Below are 23,524 nucleotides of genomic sequence, written 5' to 3'. Positions count from 1 at the left end.
TGATTCCGGATGTGTGCTGCCGAGTTGCGCCGGATGACCTGCGGCACGTTCATGCGTTCATCCCTAGGTACTGTGCAATATCAACTTCATCAATCTGCTCCGGTTGCATGAAGCGCTCGGCATAGCGGCGGTACACCCCGGATGTCAGAAGGAGATCGAACAATACCGGATCGATGTGCTGCTGCGCCCTGGCTATCGACATGATCTGGACCGCCTCGGACAGGCTCTTCGCCCGCCTGTACGGCGGGTCTGCTGCCGTGAGCGCCACGAAGACATCCGCAATAGCCAACATTCTTGCAAGCGGGCTCATCTTTTCCCGACGCAATTGCCGGGGATATCCAGTGCCATCCATCTTCTCGTGATGATTACCGGCCATTTCCGGTGCCTGGCGAAGCTCCTTGGGGAACGGCGACATTCAAAATCCTAGAATATGACCGATATTGAGAGGGTCAAATGATGAGCGTTTAACAGCTGCGACTGATGATTTAGCCGATAATTGCCCGTCGTGAAGGGCTGTATCTGATCCAAAGCTGACGATGGCGATGTGCAGGTATCGGCCAAGAGGAGCCGTTCGACTAAGGACGGCTTCCGGTCAAATCTTCGGATAGCGTGGTCTGTGTCCCTACTTGGTGAGCGGCAAATTCCTCAGCCCCAAACCTCTGAACCTCCATGCCGATATTACTCAGTCGCTCCAACCGGGCGCTTTCTCCCAGTACATAGGGCTCCTGGTCTTGACGCGGAATTCACTTATATCTTGTGGTATCGAGCGCGGACGCCTGACAAGCCGACGCCAAACGCCTTTCGCGGTTAACGCTTCGGCTTTCCGTGATCAGTTGGTGATAACAGTGCATTGATCAATGGAGACAGCTCCTGAAATACCTTCGACGAAAATCGCAGCTTGACAGCTCATGACAAAGGCCTTGCCATTGGTCTGGGCGCGACCCGCTTGAATTCCGGGCGCAGCTCAGCCTACTCGTTTTGCTGCCGCTGCGTCTGGGGCTTGCTATAGAGCTTGATCCAGGCATACAGACTGTGCACTGACACGCCCAGCCATGCGTCTACTTCAGCAACGGATAGGTTGCGTTCGGTCAATTGCTTGTCCGCTTCGATCTTGAATTCTTAGGGGTAACGCTGTCGACTCATAGCATCTCCTATTTGGGCCTCATTATCAGGCTCAGAGGTGTCCAGCTTTCTGGCGAAAACGGACTTTTCAATTCGCTTACGAGTTACTCGTAGGTTCTTCTCGATCTGCAAAAACGACTCCCTGATCACTGACGGACACCTATGAGGAACTCTTAGGTGCCTTTCAATATGAAGGGACCGTGCGATTTTCGAAATAGTGCACCTATGAGTAACCTGCAGGCCACAGCAGATCCATTGATGTGTTGTTCGTGGTTACTGGGGTCCGAACGCCTACGCCTGTCGGAGCTTTAAGTAACGAAGAAAAGGAGCTGATAACGCAATACCGCAGAATTCCTGAGGATGACCCAAAAACTGTCCGCCGTTTTCTAAATGCTTTGGAGCCGACGCTGCGCGCGATGCGCGCCATGTTGTAACAAATTATGTAGTTGTACAAATATTCGCATCAAAGCCGCACACGTACTCCGCTTCAATCCAATAACGTCGATTCAGCAATGCACTTTATGGAGTGAGCATGTTGGATCGCGCACCTGAGCAGATCGTTAGCTTTCTGGAATGGCGAGCGTGCGTTGAGGATGAGTAGCGTTTCGACGACCTGGTGATTCACCTGGTTAGCAGATCAAGTCTTTCACTTGGTTAAGCGCTCTTACGGCCGCTGATGAAAAAAAGAGATGTCGAGGAGGTGCAACCCCCCGACACCGAACATCTTTGAAAGGAGAGAACCATGCAAGCTCAAACCCGCAACGGTGGCGCTATCGAGTCTACAACGAACATACAGCTCGCCAAAATTAGCCATCTACAAGGAGCAAGACCATGAAAACCCTATTTGTTCTCATGGCACAATATAACGGCCTGGCGATCATTCCCTTTGTACAGGCGCCTTCAATATTTTGTCATGCCACTCCCAGCCAATGTAAGGATCCCCTCTGCCACGCAGATAGGTATAGCGCCTCAGAGAGTTCCAGTCCCTGTGTCCTGAAACACTCGCTACACGCGGGATATCCCAATCCATTTCAAACAATCGGCTAACACCGTCGTGCCTCAGATCATGGAAGTGCAAGTCTTCAATGCTTGTAAACTTGCAGGCTTTCGCCCACGATGTAGAAATAGATTCAGGGCTATACGGGAATATATCGTCGCCAGCCTTGGGCATTGCCTGAAGTATCCGCCACGCCTCATCCGGCAAGCAACACCAAACATCATTGCCGATCTTCTGGCCAAGGTTCCTCATATCCCGGACCATCACCCGCTGACCGGCCTCATCAACATCAGCCCAGCGAATGCGCGTAATTTCATCGAGTCGCCGCGTGGAAAAGATCGCGAAGCCCACAACCTTGAGCATATTGATGGAACTTCGCCGGCGCCCCTGCATTTCCTCATAGTAACTAAGTATCTTTCCTAACTCAGCCAACGACGAACGACGGCCTCTCTCCCGGCTCTTCAAGTTGTAACCGAGCTTTCGCAATACCTTACGCGCGTCACCCATTGCATGCGGATCAACTTGATAACCCCAGGCGGGCCGGGCAATTGATAACACCGCGCCAAGATGGGCAAGATCATTGTCTGCGGTCTGAGGCTGCACCCGACCACCTGCTTTGCTCATACGCCAGAGTGCGTAGTCCACCAACTGCTGACTGTTTAGGTCAGAATCAACCAACTTACCAAAGTCCGTTTCCGCAATGGCGTTCAACGTGGCCTTCTTTGTTTTCCCCAGCGATCGGGCTTTCTCCATTTCATCCAGGTAGCGGGTGATCATGTCGCTGACCGTGACCCCCGTTCGGTTCGCCCGCTCAATTGCACCAGGCTCATCCAGCTCCGCGCCGCGCTTTCGCGCCCAAGCCTGGGCGGCCTGTTTTCGGGCGAAGGTCTGGCTCTCTTGGTAAACTTGCGCTCCATCGCGAAACAGGCGTATCTGTGCCGTATAACTGATGCTACCGTCGGTGCGTTTCCGTGCTCTGATCGTGGCCATAGTCAACTGGTACAATTGTGAAAGGGGTTGGTACATTGTACCAATGACCTCTCAAAAACGCCCATTTACCCCCGAAAATCGGCATAAAACACGTAGAGTAAAATGGTACAGAAATCAGCTACATCCCCAGTAAAATCAAGCTCTACGCTGTCTCGGCGGTTCTCCGTTGCACCTATGATGGATTGGACCGATAGACACTGCCGTTTTTTCCTGCGCCTATTGTCAAAAAACGCCCTGCTCTACACCGAAATGGTCACCACTGGCGCGCTGCTCAACGGCGACCAGGAGCGCTTCCTGCGTCACAACGAAGCCGAACACCCGCTCGCCCTGCAACTCGGCGGCAGTGTTCCGCTGGACCTGGCCGCGTGTGCGCGCATGGCTCAGGAGCATGGTTACGACGAAGTGAACCTGAATGTTGGCTGCCCGAGTGATCGGGTGCAGAACAATATGATCGGCGCGTGCCTGATGGGGCATCCGCAGTTGGTGGCCGATTGTGTGAAGGCGATGCGTGATGCGGTGTCGATTCCGGTGACGGTCAAGCACCGTATCGGCATTAATGGGCGCGACAGTTACGAAGAACTGTGTGATTTCGTCGGCACGGTGCGGGATGCCGGCTGCACCAGTTTTACCGTGCACGCGCGGATTGCGATTCTGGAGGGGTTGTCGCCGAAGGAGAACCGTGACATCCCCCCCCTGCGCTATGACGTGGCGGCGCGGCTGAAGGCGGACTTTCCTGAGCTGGAGATTATTCTCAACGGCGGGATCAAGACGCTGGAAGCCTGCCACGAACATTTGCAGACGTTCGACGGCGTGATGTTGGGCCGCGAGGCGTATCATAACCCCTATGTGATGGCCGAGGTGGATCAGCAACTGTTCGGCAGCACGGCGCCGGTGATCAGCCGCGCCGAGGCACTGGCGCAGTTGCGTCCTTATGTAGCGGCGCACATCGCTGCAGGTGGTTCGATGCACCACATCACCCGGCATGTGCTCGGGCTGGGCACCGGGTTTCCGGGAGCACGCAAATTTCGGCAGTTACTGTCGGTGGATATTCACAAGGCCAAAGAACCTTTGGTCTTGCTGGATCAAGCCGCGGAGCTGCTTGAGGGGCGTTAGCGGTTAGCCGCCTCCTGCGACCAGGCTGCATATCCTGCAGCCTGGTGCGAGTGTCAGTGCGCTGCAGCCCCGGCCCAGTCAACCCAACCGAATACCCACGTTGCCAGAATCAGCAATCCGAATCCGATCCGATACCAGGCGAACACGGCGTAACTGTGGCTGGCGATGAACTTGAGCAAACCACGCACGGCGATCATGGCGAAAAAGAACGCCGTCACGAAACCCAGCGCAAACACTGGCAGGTCACCGGCCTGGAACAGATCCCGATACTTATAGCCTGAATACACTGCAGCACCGACCATGGTCGGCATCGCCAGAAAGAACGAAAACTCCGTGGCAGCCTTACGCGACAGACCAAACAGCAACCCACCGATAATGGTCGACCCAGAGCGCGAAGTACCCGGAATCATTGCCAGGCATTGCGCGAAACCGACCTTAAGAGCGTCGTTCCAGCGCATATCGTCAACATGCTCGACATGCACCACATGTTCCCGCTGCTCGGCCCACAACATGATGATGCCACCCACCACTAACGCTACCGCTACCGTGATCGGGTTAAACAGATACTCATGGATCTTATCGGCGAACAACACCCCCAAGACCACTGCCGGAAGAAAACCGATCAATAGATTCATGGTGAAACGTTGCGCATTGCGTTGAGTCGGTAAGCCGGTAACGATCTCGAGAATCTTGCGACGGAACTCCCAGACAACCGCCAGGATCGCGCCCAATTGAATGATGATGTTAAAGGCCATGGCTCGCTCGCCACCGAAGCTGAGCAGGTCCGCGACAACAATCTGGTGCCCTGTACTTGATATAGGCAAAAACTCCGTCAGACCTTCGACCATCCCTAAAATCAACACGGTTATGGTTGTCCAAAGATCCATTAATCCCCCCCTCAACGACAGATACCAATGCGTCGACTACGCTCTAACTCAACGCCAACACAATAGTAAAGCGCATCAGACCGATTAATAAAACTCGATGTTATGAAATGTCCATGACCGACTTCACCAACATGAACGTTATATAACAGTTAATATTGGAGAGTGCGGGGCCAAACAAGAGCGATAACTCGCACTTAAAGCAACACCCCCCGCAGCCTCGTGGCACCCAATCAAAAAAATCAGGCAGCTGAAACTTTAGCGACATGCAGGGTCATATGGATGCGAAAATGCGGGACATCGGGGCAATAGATGGCACAATGCCATGCCATATCAACCCATGAGATTGCCATCGTTCATTAGGCATCTCGAACCACAGGCGGGCAACCGATCACGCCAGAATCACCGGCGATGTTAAAAAACGAGACGACCGCTTAAAAAAACAGTGAAATATTACAAATTGTCAGTTACAAACGAGAATTGGTGATTTAACATTCAAATGCCCGCACCCATCCGAGTCAAAGCATGATGCTTACAGGGAAAATAACGACTACAGGCCACAGCGACGTGAAGGAGGAGACAGGTATTCTCACCATTGGGCGAACCGATACGCTAGCTGAGGGCTTTAGGGAATTAGTCGCAAGCCACGCAGGCAAGGATATTGCCGCTGATGCAATGAGCTATAGCAACTCATTCAAAAGGAACAAGAGTACCAATTCATACCGTGCAATTTTTATCGTTATCGACAACCCCCAAGCGTTTGTTGAAAGCCTTGCCCTGGTAGAAAATATTCGCGCCGATAATTTGGCGTCAATAATTTTTGTAGCCATCACCGGTAGAGGCACCTACAACAAGATGAAATATTATCTGGCGGGGGCCGACCACTGCATTAATTGCGACACTTTTGCAGGCGAAAATACTGACGCACTGTCCGAGTTTTTTAACAGTCCGGAATGGCAAAAAAAGCATAATCTGCTTTTGGACCCCACTCGCATGTGCCTTATTGGCGACTATAAAAAACTGGATGTATCGTTTGCAGAAATGAAAATTCTTGAGGCTTTTTCTCAAACCAAAAACCAAATATTGAGCCATGATGAAATCGCCAGGATCATGGGGCTGAATATAAATTTTTATGACCCAAGAGCCTTGGAAAAGTCGATCAGTCGCCTTCGCGTCAAAATAAAAGGCATGTATGGCAGCAACGCCATTCAAAGTATCCGTGGGCATGGATATCGTTTAATCAGGGGTCTGATCTTGACATCCTGATTCTTAATGTAGAAGGGAGTTTCTGTTTTATGAACGCAACAGGGAGCGTGCAACTCTACGATCACGCAGAGCATTACCTGTCTCGACAATTGATCCTCACTCGGGATGACCGCCCGTTTGGCAGCGAGATCAGAATACATTTTGACGACTCCGCTTCCGTGTCCTGCGCACCAGAGGCGCATCAGATGAGTGGGATCTACAGTGAAGTACTAATGCAAACCAGGCTGATTGCATTTTCGCTAAAAGATCACAACACCACTAACGGAAATAAATACTTAAGCCGTAGATTTGTTTGCGTAGGACAGTCAGATCTCGCCAACTCTGCGCTCACAGAAGAGCTGATACAGTCCGGCGCTGCTCTGCGCGAATTTGGCCAGACACTGGTTGTCGCGCTCAATGAGCTCCCCCTCTCGGCAATCAGCTTCGCAGAAAAAAAGAAAATCCTTCACAACGTATATCTTTTGAAAGATCACGGCATAGAAATCGCGCTCGACGACTACAACATCGACGATGAGAGTATCGAAATCTTTACAACCCTGAATCTATTCGACTATATAAAGATTTCCACCTCCTCCCTAGACTTGAGCCTCAAGCTCAGTGGCAACCCAGAGTTATTCAATCGTCTCCACGAACGCATGACCATGCTCACTCACAACACAAAAGTCGCCTTTATAGCGGACAGAGTCGAGCATGCTGCTAGCCATATACTGGCACGCGCGCTGCCCTTTGATTACTTCCAAGGGAGTCATTACTCCCCTGCTGACAACCTTTAAACCAAGACCCAGACGCGCAACTCAGGAGAGAGCCATGGATAGCAGCACAAACCTCCCCAGAAAATACTTTGTCGTGGTTACTCACAACCCCGCACTACAACTAGAGCTTGAGGCATTACTGTCCAGCAAGCGATTTAACACTTACGGCACGTCGCAGGCAAAGATGTTTTTTGAAGGCGTTGCCCCACCCACTTCTGCCCCCAAGCTTATGGAATTTATTTCCCCGCATGTAGCCAAAATGGCTCCTCCGGTTATCAAGCATGATACGCAGCGCATACTTTCGACGCTCAAGTCTGAATGGCAAGCTACCCAATCCATAACGAAATTTACTCATTTCACATCAACTGCAAACGACTCCAGGGATGACACCAGGGAATGCGTCTCCCAGCCGACCAAACCGCACGTCCCGCCGACTGAAACCTGGCGACTGAACGATGTGAGCGGCGTACTGATCAAAGATGAGGTGGAAATTGCCTTGACTGACCTGGAAGCCACGCTGCTTAAAAAAATGCTGCACCATGATGATCGCGTGGTCAGTAAGGACGACCTTATCCGTAGCATCGGCAGAGAACCCGAACATTATCGGGGTCTCGAAATGTGCCTAAGCCGATTACAGGAAAAATTTAAAAACGCCAGTAACGGCGAACGCCTTTTTCGCGCAGTAAGGAATCGTGGGTACTGCGCAACACAAAAAATCGTACGCGTAAAAAATCTGGCCTGAACAATTCAAATTGTTCGCCCCGGCAGTGCAATACAACAATAAAAAAGCACGCCATTTTACCCCCGCCCCCCTCGCCACCCCTCTGTAAAGCCACGTTAAAAAGTTGAATCCAGACTATTTATAACGCACCTCTTGTCCAGACATATCAACCAGATACACCACCCACTCGTTAAAAGTCGTCAGACAGCGCTCACACTAATAATTTAACCTATGCACTGATGACAGCGCCGCCCGCGTGGCGTTTCGGTCGTCAATGCTTCGCCATCTGATATGAACAATAACTCTTGCCGCACGTATTTTGGCTCTTGCCTGTCGAAACGCGAATGGACGTATTTTGGGGATACCGTATTCAATCGAAATACCACCCTCAAAGGACTGACCTTCTGGGGACAGTGGGCACTTGGCCAAGGCTTTGTTGTTGCCCTGTTATTAATATTGGTTTACTGCCAGACGGGTACGGTAGAGTTCTATTATCGAGCGTGCGCAACGCTCACTGTGCTTGCATCGGTTCCAGCCTATACATGGTGCGGCGTCTATGCAAAGAAGGACAATTACCTGGAGGGCTTGGTAAGACTTCTGATGGGTTGGTCCATGACACTGGCAGCGCTGGCTATTGTCGCCTTCCTCTGCAAGGCCAACGAACTGTTTTCCCGTCAAATCATTCTGACATGGGCTTTCTGCAACTACATCGGCAAGGCAGACCACTATGAACGCTTCCAGATCACCGATCGACTCTGTCTATAAATCGCTGGACCCTTTTGCACCCGGCAATATGGTTTTGGGGCAGAAGTTCACCGAGGGCAACAGTGGATTGATGGCCTGGTTGCGGACATACGAAAGCGCACCCTCCTCGTCTGCCACTCAACCCAGGTTGCTGGTGGAACGCATCGGGCTTTTCCCCTCCTCCGGGGAAATTCGATGTGCAGTCGGTAATCCGATTGCCGTACTGACGCATCTTCGGTCGTTGTATGCCAGTAAAGCGCTGGATGTAGACGAGAGCGGTGGCCTAAGCCTGACGTTCGCGGAATGGCGCTTCAAGATCCACCTCTCGCAGACCGAGCCCGAAATCGTGTTGAACGTAGAGAGTCGTGGTGATGTTGCACTGATGCAGTTGAAAACAGCAGAGTTGCTGGACCGGATTGATGAGAAAAGCAGTAGTGAGTCCTAGCCCCACCCTCTTGCCAGGACTCAAAATCAAGCCAATCTCTATAACCGTGACGGCCTGTCAGAAGTGCGCCAATGAGGCTGCATAAAAGCCTTTTCTGCCCCTGACAGGGTCACTGCTAGCGAGTTCAATACCCCCTCAGCGGTATACTTGGGAATGCTCGTACTCAGTAGAATTACCGCCAGCCCCAGCGCCAGGGCCGTCCGAGGAATTTTGCGGACGTCCTTTCTCTCCAGCCTGAAAAGAAACACGCAAGCCGCGGCTGACCCCACAACCGCCCCCGCAATCGCTTCCGGCAGAGGGTGAATCGTCTGCCCGACATACTGCACGCTGAACCACCAGGTCGACAGCAGCCCCGCACCCAGTGCCAGCCATCGAAGGCGATGATCCAGTTGGCGCAATAGCAAACTCAGGACTACGGTCGACACCAGGCAGGCATTCATCGCGTGACCGCTGATGACCGCGATATCCAGGCTTTCCAGGCCGATTCCCCAGCCCTTGAACAGCACTTTACTGAGACCTACGACAAAATAGGCTACGAACAGTACGCCTAGCCATAGGAGGGCGAGTTTTCTGGATGCCATGCTCCATAACCAACCTGCGACGACCATGGCCGCTGGAAGCATGACGGTGATTCCGGCGTATTGTGCGATGTACAGTTTTGACACCAATCTACTTTCTCACGTCTCATGCAATTTCCCAGTGTGATGGACACTGGCCGCGTGCACAGTAGATACCACGTTCATCGATCAACAAAGCACTTCAGACGATTCTCTACGACAACCACTGAATAACTGGCGATGTGCATTGCCAGTCCGTCCTCTACCAGCGCATCCAGCAAGGCAGCTTGTGCCGCGAAGCGCAGGTCGCGGTTGAATTTTCGAGAGGCGTGCATCTGATCGATCAGAACATGCGTCACTTGATAAGGGGTGTTGACTCTCAGACGCCCCAGCCAGACGGGGATTTTTTTTGCGGTTTTGGATGGCCTGATATCCAGCACGCCCGTTGCCTTGTCCGAAGCGGTGTTTTTCGAAACCTCCACGATTTCTTCAAACACGCCGGTCAACTTTTTTAGTGCGTAGCCGAGCATCAAATCATCAAACGCATCCAAAAACATATACCTCTTCACGCTGTGAAGTTATTTCTAGAAACAAAAATTCTCAATATCACATTACACTTTATTTTATATATGTACTGGACGTATTCTAACGATCAAAATCTCCGCCAAATAACATTACATTTGTTACCACTGAGATTAACTTGGCCAGAGTGTTAATTGACTTTTTATAACAATTATTCAGCCCGCAACCGAACTAGATAGACTTCAACGATATCGGTAATTACACGTAAGGTGCCGCGAGCGTTATCAGAGGACTCGGGTGTCAGATGATCTGATTGCCAGGCGCTGACCGTCAGATCAGTTGAACCTGTGAGCCCGCCTGGCATCCTATTCATCTATACGGCGCCCGACCTTTCAAACACCTGTTTTCAGGTTGTTGCCACAGGGGCCATCGATACACGTACATGCCCTTGAGTGGCTGTCAGCGCTCGGGTAATGTCATCAGACCCATAGGACAGAGCACGCCCATGACTTCCAAGCTGGAACAACTTAAGCAAATGACCACCGTGGTTGCCGACACCGGCGACTTCGAAGCTATCGCTCGCGCTAAACCCGTGGACGCCACCACCAACCCTTCCCTGCTGCTCAAGGCCGCGGCCATTCCTGCGTATGCCGAGCTGCTGAACGCCTGCGTCAATGACTGCAAGGGCGATGTGGGCCTGGCCAGCGACCGTTTTGGCGTGGCCGTGGGGCAAGAAATCCTGAAAGTGATCCCGGGCCGCATTTCCACCGAAGTGGATGCGCGCCTGTCGTTCGACACTGATGCCATGCTCAAGCGTGCGCATCGCCTGATCGAGCTGTACGACAAGGCCGGTATCGGCCGCGACCGCGTGCTGATCAAGATCGCCTCCACCTGGGAAGGCATCCGCGCTGCCGAGATCCTGGAAAAGGAAGGCATCCAGACCAACCTGACCCTGCTGTTCTCCTTCGCCCAGGCGGCCGCCTGTGCCGACGCCGGGGTGTTCCTGATTTCGCCGTTCGTGGGCCGCATCTACGACTGGTACAAGAAAGCCAATGGCAACGACTACACCGGCGCCGATGATCCGGGCGTGCAGTCGGTGACGCGCATCTACAACTACTACAAGGCCAATGACTACAAGACCGTGGTCATGGGAGCGAGCTTCCGCAATCTGGGCCAGATCGAGCAGCTGGCCGGCTGCGACCGCCTGACCATCAGTCCGGACCTGATCGACAAGCTCGCCGCAGATACCGGCAAGCTGGAGCGCAAACTGGTGCCAGGCCATGCCGGTGAAGCGCGCCTGAGCCTCAACGAATCGAAGTTCCGCTGGCTGTCCAACGAAGATGCGATGGCGACCGAGAAGCTGGCTGAAGGCATTCGTCAGTTCGCGCGGGATCAGGAGAAGCTTGAGGCGCTGTTGCAGGCCAAGCTGTGATCTGAGTGAGTGTAGAGCAAAAAGGGCGAACCTTGGTGGGTTCGCCCTTTTTTGTTGATGCGGGGTTCTTGCGGACGCCATCGCGAGCAAGCTCGCTCCCACAGGGATTTGCGGGATGGCTTTGGTCGTGTGCTGAACGAAGAACCTGTGGGAGCGAGCTTGCTCGCGATGGGGCCAGCCAAGGCCACATCACTTCAGGGGATCAGTGCCGCTCCAGCGCATTCACCAGGTCATGGAAGGCTTCACGATTGGTATCGTTCAGGCCCATGAGGATCTTGTGCGCTTCGAGCACCTTGATCCGCACCACTTCTTCGGATTGATCCTGGTCTGGCAGGTCGTCAAGGCATTCCGGGCACGGCACCGGCTGATCAACGATGTTGAACACCTGCTCGAAGCCCATCGACTGCAGCAGACGGGTGATGTCTTCGTGGGTGGTCACGACGGTCGGCAGCAGGCCGACTTTTTGCCGCGACAGGATCGACAGCTTGGCCAGCAGGCCAAGTGTGGTGCTGTCGATGCTGCGGGTTTCGGTCAGATCGATCACGATCGTGTTGAAATTCAACGCGCTGAAGATCCGCTCAATAGTCGCATCCAACGCCGAACACAGGGTCAGGCGAACTTCACCGACGAACTTCAGGACGAAGGTGCCATCCTGCTCGGCGAACTGGATTCTACCGGTACTCATCAAAGATTCCTGCTCAACACCAACAGGGCGATATCATCCGGCATCTCCCCTAGCGTGGCCAATCCAAAAACCTGCCGCAGCCCATCCAGGGTGCCGCCCGCAGCCTTGACCCGTTGGGGCAACGCTGCCTCTTTTTCTTTGAGTGTGGGTTCTGGCAAAAGGTCCAGAATACCGTCAGACATCAGCGTCAGGCTGAACGTCGGTGGCAGTTCCAGCACGTGGTCTTCGTAGGTGGCTTCGTTGAAGAGGCCCACCGGCAGACCACGCCCTTCCAGATAACGAACACTGTCTGGCGTGTACAACACTGGCAACGGCAGATGACCGCCGATGCTATAGGTCAACAAACCGGTCTCCTCGTCGATGACTCCACCGACCATTGTGACGTGTTTACCCAGCTTACAACTGATCAGGCCCCGGTTGATATGACCAAGAACCTCTGAAGGCTTGAATTCCGGCAAGGTGCCGCTGCGCTTGGATTCGAACAGCAAGCGCGTGGTCATGAACTTCAACAGCACGGTGACGAAGGCTGAAGAGGCGCCGTGACCGGAAACGTCCGCCAGGTAAAAGGCGACCCGGCGCTCGTCGACCCGGAAGTAGTCGACGAAATCACCCGACAGGTACAGCGACGGGATGATCTGGTGAGCAAATTTGAACTCGTCGATGGTCCAGGGGCTGACCGGCAGCATATTCATCTGCACCTGGCGACCGGCGTTCTGGTCCTCCTGGAGCAGGTTCAGGCTGGCTTCGAGCTCGCGGTTGGCCTTCTCCAGCTTCTCGCGGTAGCGCTGGTTCTCCAGCAACAGGCGCGCACGATCCAGGGCCCGGCGCACAGAGTGCTCGAGCACGGCCAGATCTTCGAGAGGCTTGATCAGGTAGTCCGCTGCGCCCAGGCGCAGGGCTTCGACCGCGTCGTTCATCACGCCGGCACCCGACACTACGATCACCGGCGTTTGCGGCGAACGTTCGGTCACCTGGCGAATGAGTTCGAGTCCGCCCATCTGCGGCATGCGCAGATCGCAGATGACCAAGTCGGGCTTGTCTTGCTCGAATACCTGAAGACCCTGCTGACCATTGCTGGCCTGCAAGACGCTGAAACCACTGTCTTCCAAATAGGCGGCGAGGCTCGCGCGCACTACTTCGTCATCATCGATTATCAGCAGCGTGGCACTGGTTTTTGGCATGTGGGCAAACGGCGCCAGAATTAGGTTGGCGTAGCAGGCGGGGACTTTGGCCCGGCACTGACTACTGGATTCGCTTTCTAGCCTCTCTGTCGCACCGCTTTCGAGCATTTGCCCTACACACATGTACTCCAGAGGTGCCCTTCTAAGGCGCAGACGGTACTCCCATCCGCGGGGCGTTTCAAGCTCACGCCGATGGTCGCTTGACGTCTTTATTTGTCAAATCACCGAGAGTTATAAGAACAGGCAAATCCGTAACCCAATGGAAGGATGGAACCCATGAGTCAAACCGCTCGGGACTGCAGCGAAAAGCGCGGTTTTATCCGCATGCAGGTCTTCGCAGACAAAAAAGGCGGCCTTGATGGCCGCCCTCTCAATTTACCGGTCGAGGTTAAAAATCGTCTTCAACTTGACCGTCTTTCACCTTGAATTCACGGTTCTGCAAGTACGCATTACGGATGAAGGTGTACTTGTCGCCGGTGATCAGCTTCTCGCTCGACAGCAGGTTGGCACGGGTATCGACGATGTCCAGTGCGTGGAACGAGTTACGCACCGGAACGTCGTCTACGTAACGATAAGCACCGGTATAGCTGTCGACGTACTTGGACGGCGCATCACGCAAGGTGCTTGGCCCCAGCAGGGGCAGCATCACGTAAGGGCCACTGCCGACACCCCAGTAACCCAGCGTCTGACCGAAGTCTTCGTCATTGCGCTGCAGGCCCATTTTGGTGCCGACATCAATGACGCCCAGCAAACCGAAGGTGGTGTTGAAAATGATTCGTGCGGTATCAACGCCTGCGGCGTGAGGTTTGGCCTGCAGGATATCGTTGGCCAGGTTGCGCACATCGCCGATGTTGCGGAAGAAGTTATGAACACCGTCTTCGACAAACTGCGGCGTCACGTACTGGTAGCCCTGGGCCAGGGGCTTCAGCGCATAAGTGTCGAGCACATCGTTGAACTTGTAAATCGGGCGGTTGACGCTTTCCCAAGGATCCTCTTCCGTGGCTGCCTGGGCAACGAACGGAACCAGCATCACACTGGCGCATACACAAATCCTGGCTAGATGATTGCTCCAGCGCATAGAAAAAAAACTCCTTGGTTTGTACCGGCTCGGGCACTTGGCCCAGGCAATAAGTTGGCAAGTATAAGGCGTAAACGCCGTTTAAGGCACTTTGCACGGAATCCACACCGAAGGAATCGTGCCCAAAGTGGGCGATTCAAATCCATGTCACTCAACTGTCACCGTCACCCACTAGCCTTCAGGCTATTTCAGGGACGTCCACATGCCGCTCGCCGAAGCCTTGCCCCAAACCGCACCCAGCCTGACCGCCGTACTGTTCGGCCTGAGTGGCTGCCTGGTGGATTTCGGCGCGCACACGCACCGGCACGGCAGCCACTCGGCCGAACACGCCGAGGCCACACCCGGCGCACTGGATAGCCTGCGCAGCTTGCAGCGCCAGCAAATCCCCTGCGCCTGGCTCGATGAGCTGCCCCCTGCCCTCAGCCAATCCCTGGCCGCTGCGCTGCCGGAATGGATCAAACCCTCGCAACATCCAGCAACAAATACCCCATGGCCTGCCCCGAATGCCTGCTGGCAAGCCTTGATGACCCTGAACGTCGAGCGACTCGACGGCTGCGTGCTGGTGAGCGGCGAACCCCGCTTGCTGCAAGCGGGTCTCAATGCCGGGTTGTGGACCATCGGCCTGGCGTCTTGCGGCTCGCTGTGCGGGATGACGCCCGAGCAATGGCAAATGTTGACCCCGCAGGAGCGCGACATCAAACGCGCCAAGGCGACGATGCAACTGTTCGGCCTGGGCGTGCATTCGGTGATCGATCACCTCGGTGAACTCGACACCTGCCTGGCCGATATCAGCTTGCGTCGGCTCAAGGGCGAAAAGCCCTGATCGAGATCATGCACATTGGGCGCGAGTGGATTAATCTAAAGATCAGCCATCGACCTTTTGGCGCGCCGCCTTGGCGTGCCGCCAGGGTCTATGCCAGTGCCAATCGATAGAAGGAAGAACGCCATGCCTGCCCGCGAACTGCAAGAACAGCTCAATGCCCTGCGCGAGCAATTGGAACAGAATCCTCCATTGTCTGATGCCGAACGCGCCGAGCTACACGAACTGATGCAACAGATCGAGTTGAAGCTTGAGCTCGAAACCAAAACCCAGGATTCCAGCCTCGCCGATGGCGTCAACCTGGCCGTGGAACGTTTCGAACTCGAACACCCTACCCTTGCCGGCACCCTGCGCAACATCGGGCAGGCCTTGGCCAACATGGGGATCTGAACCCTGCTGATGCAAAAAAGCCCTGCTATCGCCAGCAGGGCTTTTTCATTTCTGCGCTTGGTAATACAGCCCCATGTGGGAGCGAGCCTGCTCGCGAAAGCGGTGTGTCAGTCATCATTGATGTTGAATGTCATAACGCTTTCGCGAGCAGGCTCGCTCCCACAGGGTTTCGTTACTGGCGGACCAGGCGATGGTTCGGCAGCTGCACCTCTTCAGTGCTACGGTACGGGTTGATATCCAGCCCGCCACGACGCACATAACGCGCATACACCGTCAGTTTCTCCGGTTTCAGCAACCGCTGCAGGTCGAGGAAAATCCGCTCTACACACTGCTCATGGAAGTCCGAGTGCTGGCGGAAGCTGACGATGTACTCGAGCAGGCTCGCGTGATCCAGCGCCGCGCCACGGTACTCCACCGCCACGCTGCCCCAGTCCGGCTGGCTGGTGACCGGGCAGTTGGACTTGAGCAAATGGCTGTGCACGCTCTCTTCGACAATGCGCGAATCATCGCAACGCAGCAGTTCCGGCCGTGGATGCTCGTAGTTGCTGACGCTGATATCCAGCTCATCGATGCACACGCCCGGCAAGGCCACGACGCCTTCGCTCTCGACATCCTTGAGACTGCGAATACGCACGCCCACCGGCTTGCCGGCAGCCGCCGACAAGTCCTTGGCCAGCGTCGCTTCAAGGCTCGCGGTATCGGCAAACGGCGTCTGGTTCAGGGAGTTGAGGTACAGCTTGAACGACTTCGACTCGATGATGTTCGGCGAATCCGCCGGAATGCTGAATTCGCCGATCGCCACCACCGGTTTGCCCGACGGCAGCAACCAGGACAGCTCGAAGCAGTTCCAGAAGTCCACGCCTTTATACGGCAGGGTTTGCGCCGTCAGGCCCAGTTCCGCCCACTTCGCGGTGCGCGGGATCGGGAACAGCAAGGACGGCGTGTAGGTGGCGATGTATTCGCTGGACTTGCCCAGCGGCGAGTGTTCGGCTGCGGGATGCATGGCGGAAACCTGACTGAAGAATCAGCGGATTCTATCAGCCTTTGCTCCCGCCTTTGAGTGCTTACTGACTGACAGTCAATTTGCCGACCATGCCGGCCTGGTAATGACCGGGGATGTTGCAGGCAAATTCCAGATTGGTGGCCTTGCTGAAGGTCCAGGTCAGCTCGGCGGTCTTGCCCGGCTCCACCAGCACGCTGTTCGGATCGTCATGCTTCATGCCGTGGTCCATTTTGCTGTGATCCATGCCGGCCATGTTGCCGTGGTCCATTGCCTTCATGCCGGTGGGCGTCAGCATGCCGCTCTGTTGCATCTGCAACATTTCCTGCTGGTGTCTGGCGTGCATCGCCGCATCCCCCAGGTTGAGCTCATGCAACAACTGGCCTTTATTGACCAGCACGAAGCGCACGGTTTCCCCGGCCTTGATGTCGATGGACTGCGGCGTGAAGGACATGTCCTCCATCACCACCTCGATGCTGCGGGTCGCCTTGGCCGCCGGGGCCGGCTGACCGAAATCGAAGGTATGCCCGGCGTCCGCCCACACCGGTGAACTCAGCGCCAGCAAACAAACGATTTGCGCCACGGATTTGCGTAAAAACATCGTCATACTCCAACAAGATAAGGCTCAGCATGGGCAAAACTCTAAACTGCTGCCACTGCCCGCAACCTGACAGCCAGATTACAACTTTGTCAGGTTGCCCTGTATGAACGCTGCCCACGGTATAAAGCGTTCGTTCCACTTGCCAAGAGTCGCCCATGAAACTGCTGATCGTCGAAGACCAACCGAAAACCGGCCATTACCTGCGCCAGGGCCTGGCCGAGGCCGGGTTCAACACCGAACTGGTGGCTGACGGCAACACCGGTCAGCAATTGGCCCTCAGCGGCGAATATGCCCTGCTGATCCTCGATGTGATGCTGCCGGGGCGTGATGGCTGGCAGATTCTGCAAGCGGTACGTAGCGCCGGCCTGGACACGCCGGTACTTTTTCTGACCGCCCGTGATGCCGTGGAGGACAGGGTTCACGGCCTCGAACTGGGCGCCGATGACTATCTGGTCAAGCCGTTTGCCTTCTCCGAACTGCTGGCCCGGGTCCGCAGCCTGTTGCGTCGCGGCAGCGCCACACCCCAGGAGACCAGCCTGCAACTGGCCGATTTGCGCCTGGACCTGATCCGGCGCCGGGTCGAACGCAGCGGCCAGCGTATCGACCTGACCGCCAAGGAGTTCGCCCTGCTGGAAATGCTCCTGCGCCGCCAGGGCGAAGTCCTGCCCAAGTCGCTGATTGCGTCCCAGGTCTGGGACATGAATTTCGACAGCGACACCAATGTCATCGAGGTGGCGATCCGTCGTCTGCGCCTGAAGATCGACGATGAATTCCCCAACAAACTGATTCACACCGTGCGCGGCATGGGCTACGTCCTTGAAGAGCGCCCCGCCTAATGCGCCAGCTGTCCTTGAGCAGCCGCCTGGCGCTGCTGTTTGCCGCGTGCACCGCCGTGGTGTCGTTGTTCGCCGGGGTGCTGTTCAGCCGCGCCAGTGAGGCGCACTTCGTTGAACTCGACCAGCAACTGCTGGACGGCAAGTTGATTGGCTTGCGTCGGGCCCTGCACGACCTTCAGTCGAGTGACAGCGAGGTGAAACTGGCAGAGGAATTGAGCCGGCAGGCTGACCTGTCCCTGCGAATTACCGGCAGCGACGGCCAGCGCTGGTATGACAGTTCGACCAACATTCCCCAGGCATTGCCGCGCCAGCCCGGGTTGTCGACGGTGAGCCATGAAGGCATGGATTACCGAGTCCTCAATGCGCCGCTTTTCGCGGGAAAACCCGAGTCACCGCAACTGACCTTGCTGCTGGACATCACCCACCACCAGCACTTTCTGCAACGCATGCAGCATTTGATCTGGCTGACCGTCGGCCTGTCAGCCCTGGCCACCGCACTGCTGGGTGCCTGGGCGGCACGCAGCGGTTTGCGCCCGTTGCGGCGGATCAGTGCGGTGGCCAGCGGTGTTTCCGCGCAATCGCTGAACTCGCGCTTGCCTGAAGAAAACATGCCGCCGGAACTGGCGGAAATGGCCCACAACTTCAACGCCATGCTCGGACGCCTCGACGACTCGTTTCAGCGCCTGTCCGCATTCTCAGCCGACATTGCCCATGAACTGCGCACGCCGCTGTCGAACCTGCTGACCCACACCCAGGTCACCCTCACCCGCCCGCGCCCCATCGAGGACTACCGCGAAGCCCTGCACAGCAACCTCGAGGAACTGCAATGGATGGCGCAATTAGTCAACGACATGCTCTATCTGGCGAAATCCGATCACGGCTTGTTAATGCCCAAATGCGAGCCACTGGAATTGGCGGAGGAAGCGGATCTGCTGCTGGAGTTCTTTGCGCCATTGGCCGAAGACGCGCAGGTAAAACTGAGTCGTGACGGCAATGCCCGCATCGAAGGTGATCGCAGCATGTTGCGGCGGGCGTTGTCGAACCTGCTGGACAACGCGCTGCGGTTCACGCCGGCCGATGGCGAGGTTCGGGTGCGAATCGTCGATCAGCCAAAGGAATTGCGCCTGACCGTTGAAAACACGGGCCAACAGATTGCCGAAGATCTATTGCCGCGCTTGTTTGACCGGTTTTACCGGGCCGATCCTGCGCGTCGTGAAGGCAGTAGCGAACATGCGGGACTGGGACTGGCGATCACTCAATCGATCATCCGCGCCCATGGCGGGCAGATTCGTTGTGAATCGGAGAAGGGGTGGACGCGGTTTGTGATCGAGTTGCCAAGGGGGGATTGAGGCCGGCAGTTCCGGCCCCTTCGCGAGCAGGCTCGCTCCCACATTAGATCGGAATCAACTCGGTCAACTGTGGGAGCGAGCCTGCTCGCGAAAGCGGTATATCAGATTACGAATAACGCAACGCATGAGCCGGCTCGATCTTCGCCGCCCGCCACGCCGGGTAAACCGTGGCCAGGAAGCTCATGACAAAGCCCGCCGTGCAGATCAATGCCACATCCGCGCCTTGCAGTTCAGACGGCAGGTTGCTGACGAAATACACGTCGGAACTGAAGATGTGCTGTCCACTGACCCGCTCGATCCAGCCCACGATCTGGCTGACGTTCAGCGCGGCAATCACGCCCAACACACCGCCAATCAAGGTGCCGACAATGCCGATCACCGTGCCCTGCACCACGAAGATCGCCATGATCTGCCGTGGCGTGGCGCCGATGGTGCGCAGGATCGCGATGTCCGCCCCCTTGTCGTTCACCACCATGATCAGGGTCGCGATGATGTTGAACGCCGCCACCGCGACGATCATCAGCAACAGCAGGCCGATCATGGTTTTCTCCATTTTCATTGCGCTGAACAGGCTGCCCTGGGTGTGGGTCCAGTCGTCAGCCTTGTAGGCGGCGCCCAGCCCCGTGGCGATGTCGTTCGACACTTGCGGCGCCGCATACAGGTCCTTCACCGCCAGGCGCACGCTCTGCACCTGATTCGGCTCCCAGTGCTGCATTTGCGCGGCATCGGCCATGTGGATCAGCGCCATGCTGCCGTCCAGCTCCGCACCGACCTTGAACACGCCAACCACATTCAGCCGTTGCATGCGCGGAGTAATGCCGCCCGGCGCACTGCTGACTTCCGGCACAATCATGGTGATCTTGTCGCCGACGTTCAAGCGGAAGCGGCGCGCCGTGATCTCACCGATCACCACGCCGAATTCGCCCGGCTTCAGGGCTTCGAGGCTCCCCTGAACGATGTGCTTGGCGACGATCGACACCTGGCCTTCCAGCGCCGGGTCGACACCGCTGACCTGGATGGGCTGCATCGTGCCCTTGTAGGACAGCATGCCTTCCATCTCGGTGAACGGCACCGCCGCCGTCACTTCCGGGTTTTTCATCGCGGCCGCTGCCACGGGCTTCCAGTCATCAATCGGATTGACGCCGACGATGGTGGCGTGGGGCACCATGCCGAGGATGCGCGAGCTCATTTCGCGCTGGAAGCCGTTCATCACCGACAGCACCACGATCATCGCCAGTACGCCGAGGGCGAGACCGATCATCGAGGTCATCGAGATGAAGGAAACAAAGCGATTGCGGCGCTTGGCGCGGGTATAGCGCGTGCCGATAAAGATCGATAACGGTCTGAACATTCGCTGGGGCACCGTATGGAAATAAATGACCCGACGCCTTTTCAGGCATCGGGTTTCAGCCAATCAGATAGGAGTGAGGCAGCCTTCCTGCAAATGCAGGACGCGATCCATCTGGCGGGCCAGGTTCATGTCGTGGGTCACCACCAGGAACGCCGTGCGCATCGAGGTGCTGAGTTCCAGCATCAAGTCCTGGATCCCCTGGGCGGTGTGGGAATCGAGGTTGCCGGTCGGTTCGTCGAGCATCACCAGGCCCGGATTGTTCACCAGGGCGCGGGCGATGGCCACACGCTGACGCTCACCACCGGACAATTCGGCCGGTTTGTGCTCCAGGCGATGGCCCAGCCCTACCCGCTCCAGCAACGCCGTGGCACGTTGACGCGCTTCAGGGATCGCGGTCTTGCCGATCAGCAGCGGCATGCAGACGTTTTCCAGGGCGGTGAATTCCGGCAGCAGGTGGTGGAACTGGTACACGAAGCCGAGGGCGCGATTACGCAGCAGGCCGCGTTTCTTCTCGCTCAGCGCAGACAGCTCTTCGCCGTCGAGCCAGACGCTGCCCTTGGTCGGCGTATCGAGGCCGCCCAGCAGATTGAGCAAGGTACTTTTGCCCGAGCCCGACTTGCCGACAATCGCCACACGCTCTCCCGGGTGCAACTCCAGTTGCAGGCCGGCCAACACTTCCACCGACTCCGGGCCTTCCTCGTAGGACTTGCCCAGGCTGCGGCAGCTCAAGATTGCTTTATCACTCATGCCCGACTCACTCATAACGTAGCGCCTCCGCAGGCTGGGTGCGCGCGGCACGCCAGGCTGGATACAGGGTGGCGAGGAAACTCAGGATCAACGCCGCAGAACAGACCATCACCACGTCCTGGCTCTGCACTTGCGAGGGCAGGTAATCGATGAAGTACACGTCGGCGTTGAGAAACTTGTGCCCGATCAGGCCTTCGAGGGCCGAGATCGCGGCGCTGACGTTCAGCGCGGCGAAGATCCCGACCACGGCGCCAATGGCCGTGCCGACCACGCCAATGACGGTGCCTTGCACCATGAACGTGCGCATGATCGTGCCTGGCGTGGCGCCCAGCGTGCGCAGGATCGCGATGTCGCCCTTCTTGTCGTTCACCACCATCACCAGCGTGGAAATGATGTTGAACGCAGCGACCGCGACGATCAGCAGCAACAACAGGCCGATCATGGCTTTCTCCATGCGGATCGCCTGGTACAGGTTGCCGTGGGTGCGGGTCCAGTCGCGGGCGTAGTAGCGGTCTTCACCGAGATCGCGGGCGATGCTCCACGCGGTACGCGGTGCCTGGAAAAGATCGTCGAACTTCAGGCGCAGGCCCTGGACCTGGTCCGGTTTCCAGCGGTGCAGCCGGGCCAGATCCTGCAGGTTGGTGACGCCAAGATAGCCATCGAGCTCACCGGCGCCGACATGGAAGATGCCGACCACGGTAAAGCGCTTCATGCGCGGGAACATCCCGGCCGGGGTCACGGTGACTTCGGGCGCGACGAAGGTCAGCTTGTCGCCGATCGCGGCCCCGAGCTTGGCCGCGGCCTTGTCGCCGATGACGATGCCGAATTCCCCCGGCACCAGGTCGTCGAGTTTTCCCTGGGTCATGAACTGATCGATGATCGACACCTGGCGCTCTTGCGCCGGGTCGATGGCATTGAGCAGGACTTTCGAGACCTTGCCGTTGTTGGTCAGCAAGCCCTGCATTTGCGTAAACGGCGCAACGGCCGTCACCTGCGGGTTCTGCTTGACCTTGGCGGCCAGGCTTTGCCAATCGCTGATGGCCTCACCGGACTCGATGGTCGCGTGGGGCACCATGCCCAGCACGCGGGTGCGCATCTCATGATCGAAGCCGTTCATCACCGACAGCACCACGATCATCACGACCACGCCAAGGGCGAGCCCGATCATCGAAGTCAGGGAAATGAATGACACAAAATGATTGCGACGTTTTGCACGGGTGTAACGCGTGCCGATAAATACGAAGAGAGGTCTGAACATGTCGGGGCTTGTTCGGAGGGAAAAGGAACGTCCTTGTGGCGGGGGTCGATAACCAGCTTTACACTCAGACCACCGCCGCTACCATGGGTTCGCCATGTCGACATTAGATGAAGAAGATCGCCGCGAATACTACCGTATCGAGGATACGATCGCACTGGAAATTCGGCCCCTGTCCGCTCCCGAAGCCGCTGGCCAAGAAGTGTTGCAGGATGCGTCCCCACTCTTCAACTTGCTCAGCGAACTGCACCTGAGCGAATTCGAGTCGCAACACCTGTTGCGCCAGATCAGCGAACGCGACCGGAACCTCGCGGCGTTCCTCAAATCCCAGAACAAACGCATCGATTTGCTGAGTCAGGTCATCGCTCTGACAGTGCTCGGGCAGATCGGCGAACCGCAGCCGGTGATCATCTCCGAAGGCGGCATCGACTTTCAGCATCCGTCGCCCATTGCCGCCGGCGCACGCCTGTCGGTCAAGCTGGTGCTGATGCCGCAAGCCCTGGGCCTGCTGCTGCGCGCCCGCGTCACCCATTGCGACCGCAAGGGCGACGGCTATGACGTTGGCACCGAGTTCGAACACCTGACCGACGCCCAGCGCCAGCTCCTGGCCCGCCACATCTTGCAGAAGCAGGCCCAGGAACGACGCCTGGCCCGCGACCAACTCGAATCAGGCAATTAATTTAAGG

The 23,524-nt window shown here is 56.4% G+C and carries 25 protein-coding genes and 1 pseudogene; 12 read left to right on the top strand and 14 right to left on the bottom strand.

Annotation, left to right across the window (positions count from 1 at the left end; genetic code table 11):
* Positions 1 to 49: 49 nt before the first annotated feature.
* The 3 genes and pseudogenes from KGB28_RS02825 to KGB28_RS02815 form a co-directional block, all read right to left on the bottom strand.
* Entirely contained in the window at positions 50 to 415 is a 366-nt protein-coding gene (locus tag KGB28_RS02825) for an HD-GYP domain-containing protein (RefSeq protein ID WP_411740569.1), read from the bottom strand.
* 560 nt (positions 416 to 975) lie between these two features.
* Positions 976 to 1,110: pseudogene (locus tag KGB28_RS02820) on the bottom strand (IS3 family transposase); the annotation flags it as partial.
* A gap of 889 nt (positions 1,111 to 1,999) precedes the next feature.
* Positions 2,000 to 3,109, bottom strand: a complete 1,110-nt coding sequence (locus KGB28_RS02815; RefSeq protein ID WP_223442169.1) for a tyrosine-type recombinase/integrase — start codon at positions 3,107 to 3,109, stop codon at positions 2,000 to 2,002.
* A gap of 102 nt (positions 3,110 to 3,211) precedes the next feature.
* On the opposite strand from KGB28_RS02815, the gene dusA reads away from it, so the two are divergent.
* A complete protein-coding gene (gene dusA, locus KGB28_RS02810) occupies positions 3,212 to 4,222 on the top strand; it encodes a tRNA dihydrouridine(20/20a) synthase DusA (RefSeq protein ID WP_223442068.1) in 1,011 nt (336 codons plus the stop codon).
* 53 nt (positions 4,223 to 4,275) lie between these two features.
* Here dusA and KGB28_RS02805 read toward each other — a convergent pair whose 3' ends face one another.
* Entirely contained in the window at positions 4,276 to 5,109 is an 834-nt protein-coding gene (locus KGB28_RS02805) for an undecaprenyl-diphosphate phosphatase (protein WP_223442065.1), read from the bottom strand.
* A gap of 522 nt (positions 5,110 to 5,631) precedes the next feature.
* Between KGB28_RS02805 and KGB28_RS02800 the strand changes: the two genes are divergently transcribed.
* The 5 genes from KGB28_RS02800 to KGB28_RS02780 all read left to right on the top strand — a co-directional run bounded on the left by KGB28_RS02800 (position 5,632) and on the right by KGB28_RS02780 (position 9,034).
* Entirely contained in the window at positions 5,632 to 6,372 is a 741-nt protein-coding gene (locus KGB28_RS02800; RefSeq protein ID WP_223442063.1) for a winged helix-turn-helix domain-containing protein, read from the top strand.
* Positions 6,373 to 6,401: 29 nt separating this feature from the next.
* On the top strand, positions 6,402 to 7,145 hold the full coding sequence (locus KGB28_RS02795; protein ID WP_223442061.1) for an EAL domain-containing protein: 744 nt from the start codon (positions 6,402 to 6,404) through the stop codon (positions 7,143 to 7,145).
* Positions 7,146 to 7,179: 34 nt separating this feature from the next.
* Positions 7,180 to 7,866: a transcriptional regulator gene (locus KGB28_RS02790; protein WP_223442059.1), complete on the top strand. Its 687-nt coding sequence runs from the start codon at positions 7,180 to 7,182 to the stop codon at positions 7,864 to 7,866.
* 270 nt (positions 7,867 to 8,136) lie between these two features.
* Entirely contained in the window at positions 8,137 to 8,610 is a 474-nt protein-coding gene (locus tag KGB28_RS02785) for a hypothetical protein (protein WP_223442057.1), read from the top strand.
* Entirely contained in the window at positions 8,573 to 9,034 is a 462-nt protein-coding gene (locus KGB28_RS02780) for a mannose-1-phosphate guanylyltransferase (RefSeq protein ID WP_223442054.1), read from the top strand. The genes KGB28_RS02785 and KGB28_RS02780 overlap by 38 nt, the downstream gene beginning before the upstream one ends.
* A 38-nt stretch (positions 9,035 to 9,072) precedes the next feature.
* On the opposite strand, the gene KGB28_RS02775 is transcribed toward KGB28_RS02780, so the two are convergent.
* Together KGB28_RS02775 and KGB28_RS02770 are read right to left on the bottom strand one after the other, a co-directional pair.
* Positions 9,073 to 9,657, bottom strand: coding sequence for a hypothetical protein (locus KGB28_RS02775; protein WP_223442166.1), 585 nt, complete (start codon positions 9,655 to 9,657; stop codon positions 9,073 to 9,075).
* Between the two features lie 116 nt (positions 9,658 to 9,773).
* Positions 9,774 to 10,148, bottom strand: coding sequence for a hypothetical protein (locus KGB28_RS02770; RefSeq protein WP_223442051.1), 375 nt, complete (start codon positions 10,146 to 10,148; stop codon positions 9,774 to 9,776).
* A gap of 470 nt (positions 10,149 to 10,618) precedes the next feature.
* On the opposite strand from KGB28_RS02770, the gene tal reads away from it, so the two are divergent.
* Complete coding sequence (gene tal / locus KGB28_RS02765; protein ID WP_223442048.1) at positions 10,619 to 11,545, top strand: transaldolase; 927 nt, start codon at positions 10,619 to 10,621, stop codon at positions 11,543 to 11,545.
* 202 nt (positions 11,546 to 11,747) lie between these two features.
* On the opposite strand, the gene rssC is transcribed toward tal, so the two are convergent.
* The 3 genes from rssC to KGB28_RS02750 form a co-directional block, all read right to left on the bottom strand.
* On the bottom strand, positions 11,748 to 12,230 hold the full coding sequence (rssC, locus tag KGB28_RS02760; RefSeq protein ID WP_008003418.1) for an anti-sigma factor antagonist RssC: 483 nt from the start codon (positions 12,228 to 12,230) through the stop codon (positions 11,748 to 11,750).
* Entirely contained in the window at positions 12,230 to 13,411 is a 1,182-nt protein-coding gene (gene rssB / locus KGB28_RS02755) for a two-component system response regulator RssB (protein ID WP_056722032.1), read from the bottom strand. The genes rssC and rssB overlap by 1 nt, the downstream gene beginning before the upstream one ends.
* A 388-nt stretch (positions 13,412 to 13,799) precedes the next feature.
* A complete protein-coding gene (locus KGB28_RS02750; RefSeq protein WP_150758838.1) occupies positions 13,800 to 14,489 on the bottom strand; it encodes a VacJ family lipoprotein in 690 nt (229 codons plus the stop codon).
* Positions 14,490 to 14,691: 202 nt separating this feature from the next.
* Here KGB28_RS02750 and KGB28_RS02745 point away from each other — a divergent pair, with 202 nt between their 5' ends.
* Entirely contained in the window at positions 14,692 to 15,312 is a 621-nt protein-coding gene (locus KGB28_RS02745; protein ID WP_223442045.1) for an HAD family phosphatase, read from the top strand.
* A 123-nt stretch (positions 15,313 to 15,435) separates the two neighbouring features.
* Complete coding sequence (locus KGB28_RS02740) at positions 15,436 to 15,699, top strand: DUF4404 family protein (protein ID WP_008020667.1); 264 nt, start codon at positions 15,436 to 15,438, stop codon at positions 15,697 to 15,699.
* A 172-nt stretch (positions 15,700 to 15,871) separates the two neighbouring features.
* Here the strand turns inward: KGB28_RS02740 and queF are convergent, their stop codons facing one another.
* Together queF and KGB28_RS02730 are read right to left on the bottom strand one after the other, a co-directional pair.
* A complete protein-coding gene (gene queF, locus KGB28_RS02735) occupies positions 15,872 to 16,702 on the bottom strand; it encodes an NADPH-dependent 7-cyano-7-deazaguanine reductase QueF (protein ID WP_150717086.1) in 831 nt (276 codons plus the stop codon).
* Positions 16,703 to 16,763: 61 nt separating this feature from the next.
* The gene (locus KGB28_RS02730) at positions 16,764 to 17,300 is read right to left on the bottom strand and encodes a plastocyanin/azurin family copper-binding protein (RefSeq protein WP_150755188.1); all 537 of its coding nucleotides are present in this window, start codon (positions 17,298 to 17,300) and stop codon (positions 16,764 to 16,766) included.
* A gap of 155 nt (positions 17,301 to 17,455) precedes the next feature.
* Between KGB28_RS02730 and KGB28_RS02725 the strand changes: the two genes are divergently transcribed.
* Together KGB28_RS02725 and KGB28_RS02720 are read left to right on the top strand one after the other, a co-directional pair.
* Entirely contained in the window at positions 17,456 to 18,136 is a 681-nt protein-coding gene (locus KGB28_RS02725; protein ID WP_007995297.1) for a heavy metal response regulator transcription factor, read from the top strand.
* Entirely contained in the window at positions 18,136 to 19,485 is a 1,350-nt protein-coding gene (locus KGB28_RS02720; protein ID WP_223442042.1) for a heavy metal sensor histidine kinase, read from the top strand. The genes KGB28_RS02725 and KGB28_RS02720 overlap by 1 nt, the downstream gene beginning before the upstream one ends.
* Before the next feature lie 106 nt (positions 19,486 to 19,591).
* Here KGB28_RS02720 and KGB28_RS02715 read toward each other — a convergent pair whose 3' ends face one another.
* The 3 genes from KGB28_RS02715 to KGB28_RS02705 all read right to left on the bottom strand — a co-directional run bounded on the left by KGB28_RS02715 (position 19,592) and on the right by KGB28_RS02705 (position 22,841).
* Positions 19,592 to 20,836 (bottom strand): lipoprotein-releasing ABC transporter permease subunit, encoded by a 1,245-nt coding sequence (locus KGB28_RS02715; RefSeq protein WP_223442039.1) that lies wholly within the window; start codon positions 20,834 to 20,836, stop codon positions 19,592 to 19,594.
* Between the two features lie 63 nt (positions 20,837 to 20,899).
* Entirely contained in the window at positions 20,900 to 21,583 is a 684-nt protein-coding gene (gene lolD / locus KGB28_RS02710; RefSeq protein WP_173677889.1) for a lipoprotein-releasing ABC transporter ATP-binding protein LolD, read from the bottom strand.
* Positions 21,584 to 21,590: 7 nt separating this feature from the next.
* Positions 21,591 to 22,841 carry a lipoprotein-releasing ABC transporter permease subunit gene (locus KGB28_RS02705; RefSeq protein WP_223442036.1) on the bottom strand — a complete coding sequence of 417 codons (1,251 nt, stop codon included), beginning with the start codon at positions 22,839 to 22,841 and terminating at the stop codon, positions 21,591 to 21,593.
* Positions 22,842 to 22,935: 94 nt separating this feature from the next.
* On the opposite strand from KGB28_RS02705, the gene KGB28_RS02700 reads away from it, so the two are divergent.
* Complete coding sequence (locus KGB28_RS02700; RefSeq protein WP_150724711.1) at positions 22,936 to 23,517, top strand: PilZ domain-containing protein; 582 nt, start codon at positions 22,936 to 22,938, stop codon at positions 23,515 to 23,517.
* Positions 23,518 to 23,524 lie beyond the last annotated feature (7 nt).

It is taken from the genome of Pseudomonas sp. BF-R-19, from assembly GCF_019956445.1.
GTDB classification, from domain to species: domain Bacteria; phylum Pseudomonadota; class Gammaproteobacteria; order Pseudomonadales; family Pseudomonadaceae; genus Aquipseudomonas; species Aquipseudomonas fluorescens_BH.
This window is presented reverse-complemented; position numbering and strand designations above follow the sequence as displayed.

Excerpts from the sequence above, each read along its gene's own strand:
- KGB28_RS02770 (WP_223442051.1), bottom strand. The coding sequence starts at position 10,148 with ATGTTTTTGGATGCGTTTGATGATTTGATGCTCGGCTACGCACTAAAA.
- rssB (WP_056722032.1), bottom strand. The coding sequence starts at position 13,411 with ATGCCAAAAACCAGTGCCACGCTGCTGATAATCGATGATGACGAAGTA.
- KGB28_RS02795 (WP_223442061.1), top strand. The coding sequence starts at position 6,402 with ATGAACGCAACAGGGAGCGTGCAACTCTACGATCACGCAGAGCATTAC.
- KGB28_RS02730 (WP_150755188.1), bottom strand. The coding sequence starts at position 17,300 with ATGTTTTTACGCAAATCCGTGGCGCAAATCGTTTGTTTGCTGGCGCTG.
- KGB28_RS02825 (WP_411740569.1), bottom strand. The coding sequence starts at position 415 with ATGTCGCCGTTCCCCAAGGAGCTTCGCCAGGCACCGGAAATGGCCGGT.
- KGB28_RS02800 (WP_223442063.1), top strand. The coding sequence starts at position 5,632 with ATGATGCTTACAGGGAAAATAACGACTACAGGCCACAGCGACGTGAAG.
- KGB28_RS02780 (WP_223442054.1), top strand. The coding sequence starts at position 8,573 with ATGAACGCTTCCAGATCACCGATCGACTCTGTCTATAAATCGCTGGAC.
- KGB28_RS02740 (WP_008020667.1), top strand. The coding sequence starts at position 15,436 with ATGCCTGCCCGCGAACTGCAAGAACAGCTCAATGCCCTGCGCGAGCAA.
- rssC (WP_008003418.1), bottom strand. The coding sequence starts at position 12,230 with ATGAGTACCGGTAGAATCCAGTTCGCCGAGCAGGATGGCACCTTCGTC.
- KGB28_RS02785 (WP_223442057.1), top strand. The coding sequence starts at position 8,137 with ATGAACAATAACTCTTGCCGCACGTATTTTGGCTCTTGCCTGTCGAAA.
- KGB28_RS02725 (WP_007995297.1), top strand. The coding sequence starts at position 17,456 with ATGAAACTGCTGATCGTCGAAGACCAACCGAAAACCGGCCATTACCTG.
- KGB28_RS02775 (WP_223442166.1), bottom strand. The coding sequence starts at position 9,657 with ATGCTTCCAGCGGCCATGGTCGTCGCAGGTTGGTTATGGAGCATGGCA.
- KGB28_RS02715 (WP_223442039.1), bottom strand. The coding sequence starts at position 20,836 with ATGTTCAGACCGTTATCGATCTTTATCGGCACGCGCTATACCCGCGCC.
- tal (WP_223442048.1), top strand. The coding sequence starts at position 10,619 with ATGACTTCCAAGCTGGAACAACTTAAGCAAATGACCACCGTGGTTGCC.
- lolD (WP_173677889.1), bottom strand. The coding sequence starts at position 21,583 with ATGAGTGATAAAGCAATCTTGAGCTGCCGCAGCCTGGGCAAGTCCTAC.
- KGB28_RS02790 (WP_223442059.1), top strand. The coding sequence starts at position 7,180 with ATGGATAGCAGCACAAACCTCCCCAGAAAATACTTTGTCGTGGTTACT.
- KGB28_RS02745 (WP_223442045.1), top strand. The coding sequence starts at position 14,692 with ATGCCGCTCGCCGAAGCCTTGCCCCAAACCGCACCCAGCCTGACCGCC.
- KGB28_RS02815 (WP_223442169.1), bottom strand. The coding sequence starts at position 3,109 with ATGGCCACGATCAGAGCACGGAAACGCACCGACGGTAGCATCAGTTAT.
- KGB28_RS02750 (WP_150758838.1), bottom strand. The coding sequence starts at position 14,489 with ATGCGCTGGAGCAATCATCTAGCCAGGATTTGTGTATGCGCCAGTGTG.
- KGB28_RS02705 (WP_223442036.1), bottom strand. The coding sequence starts at position 22,841 with ATGTTCAGACCTCTCTTCGTATTTATCGGCACGCGTTACACCCGTGCA.
- KGB28_RS02805 (WP_223442065.1), bottom strand. The coding sequence starts at position 5,109 with ATGGATCTTTGGACAACCATAACCGTGTTGATTTTAGGGATGGTCGAA.
- dusA (WP_223442068.1), top strand. The coding sequence starts at position 3,212 with ATGGTACAGAAATCAGCTACATCCCCAGTAAAATCAAGCTCTACGCTG.
- KGB28_RS02700 (WP_150724711.1), top strand. The coding sequence starts at position 22,936 with ATGTCGACATTAGATGAAGAAGATCGCCGCGAATACTACCGTATCGAG.
- KGB28_RS02720 (WP_223442042.1), top strand. The coding sequence starts at position 18,136 with ATGCGCCAGCTGTCCTTGAGCAGCCGCCTGGCGCTGCTGTTTGCCGCG.
- queF (WP_150717086.1), bottom strand. The coding sequence starts at position 16,702 with ATGCATCCCGCAGCCGAACACTCGCCGCTGGGCAAGTCCAGCGAATAC.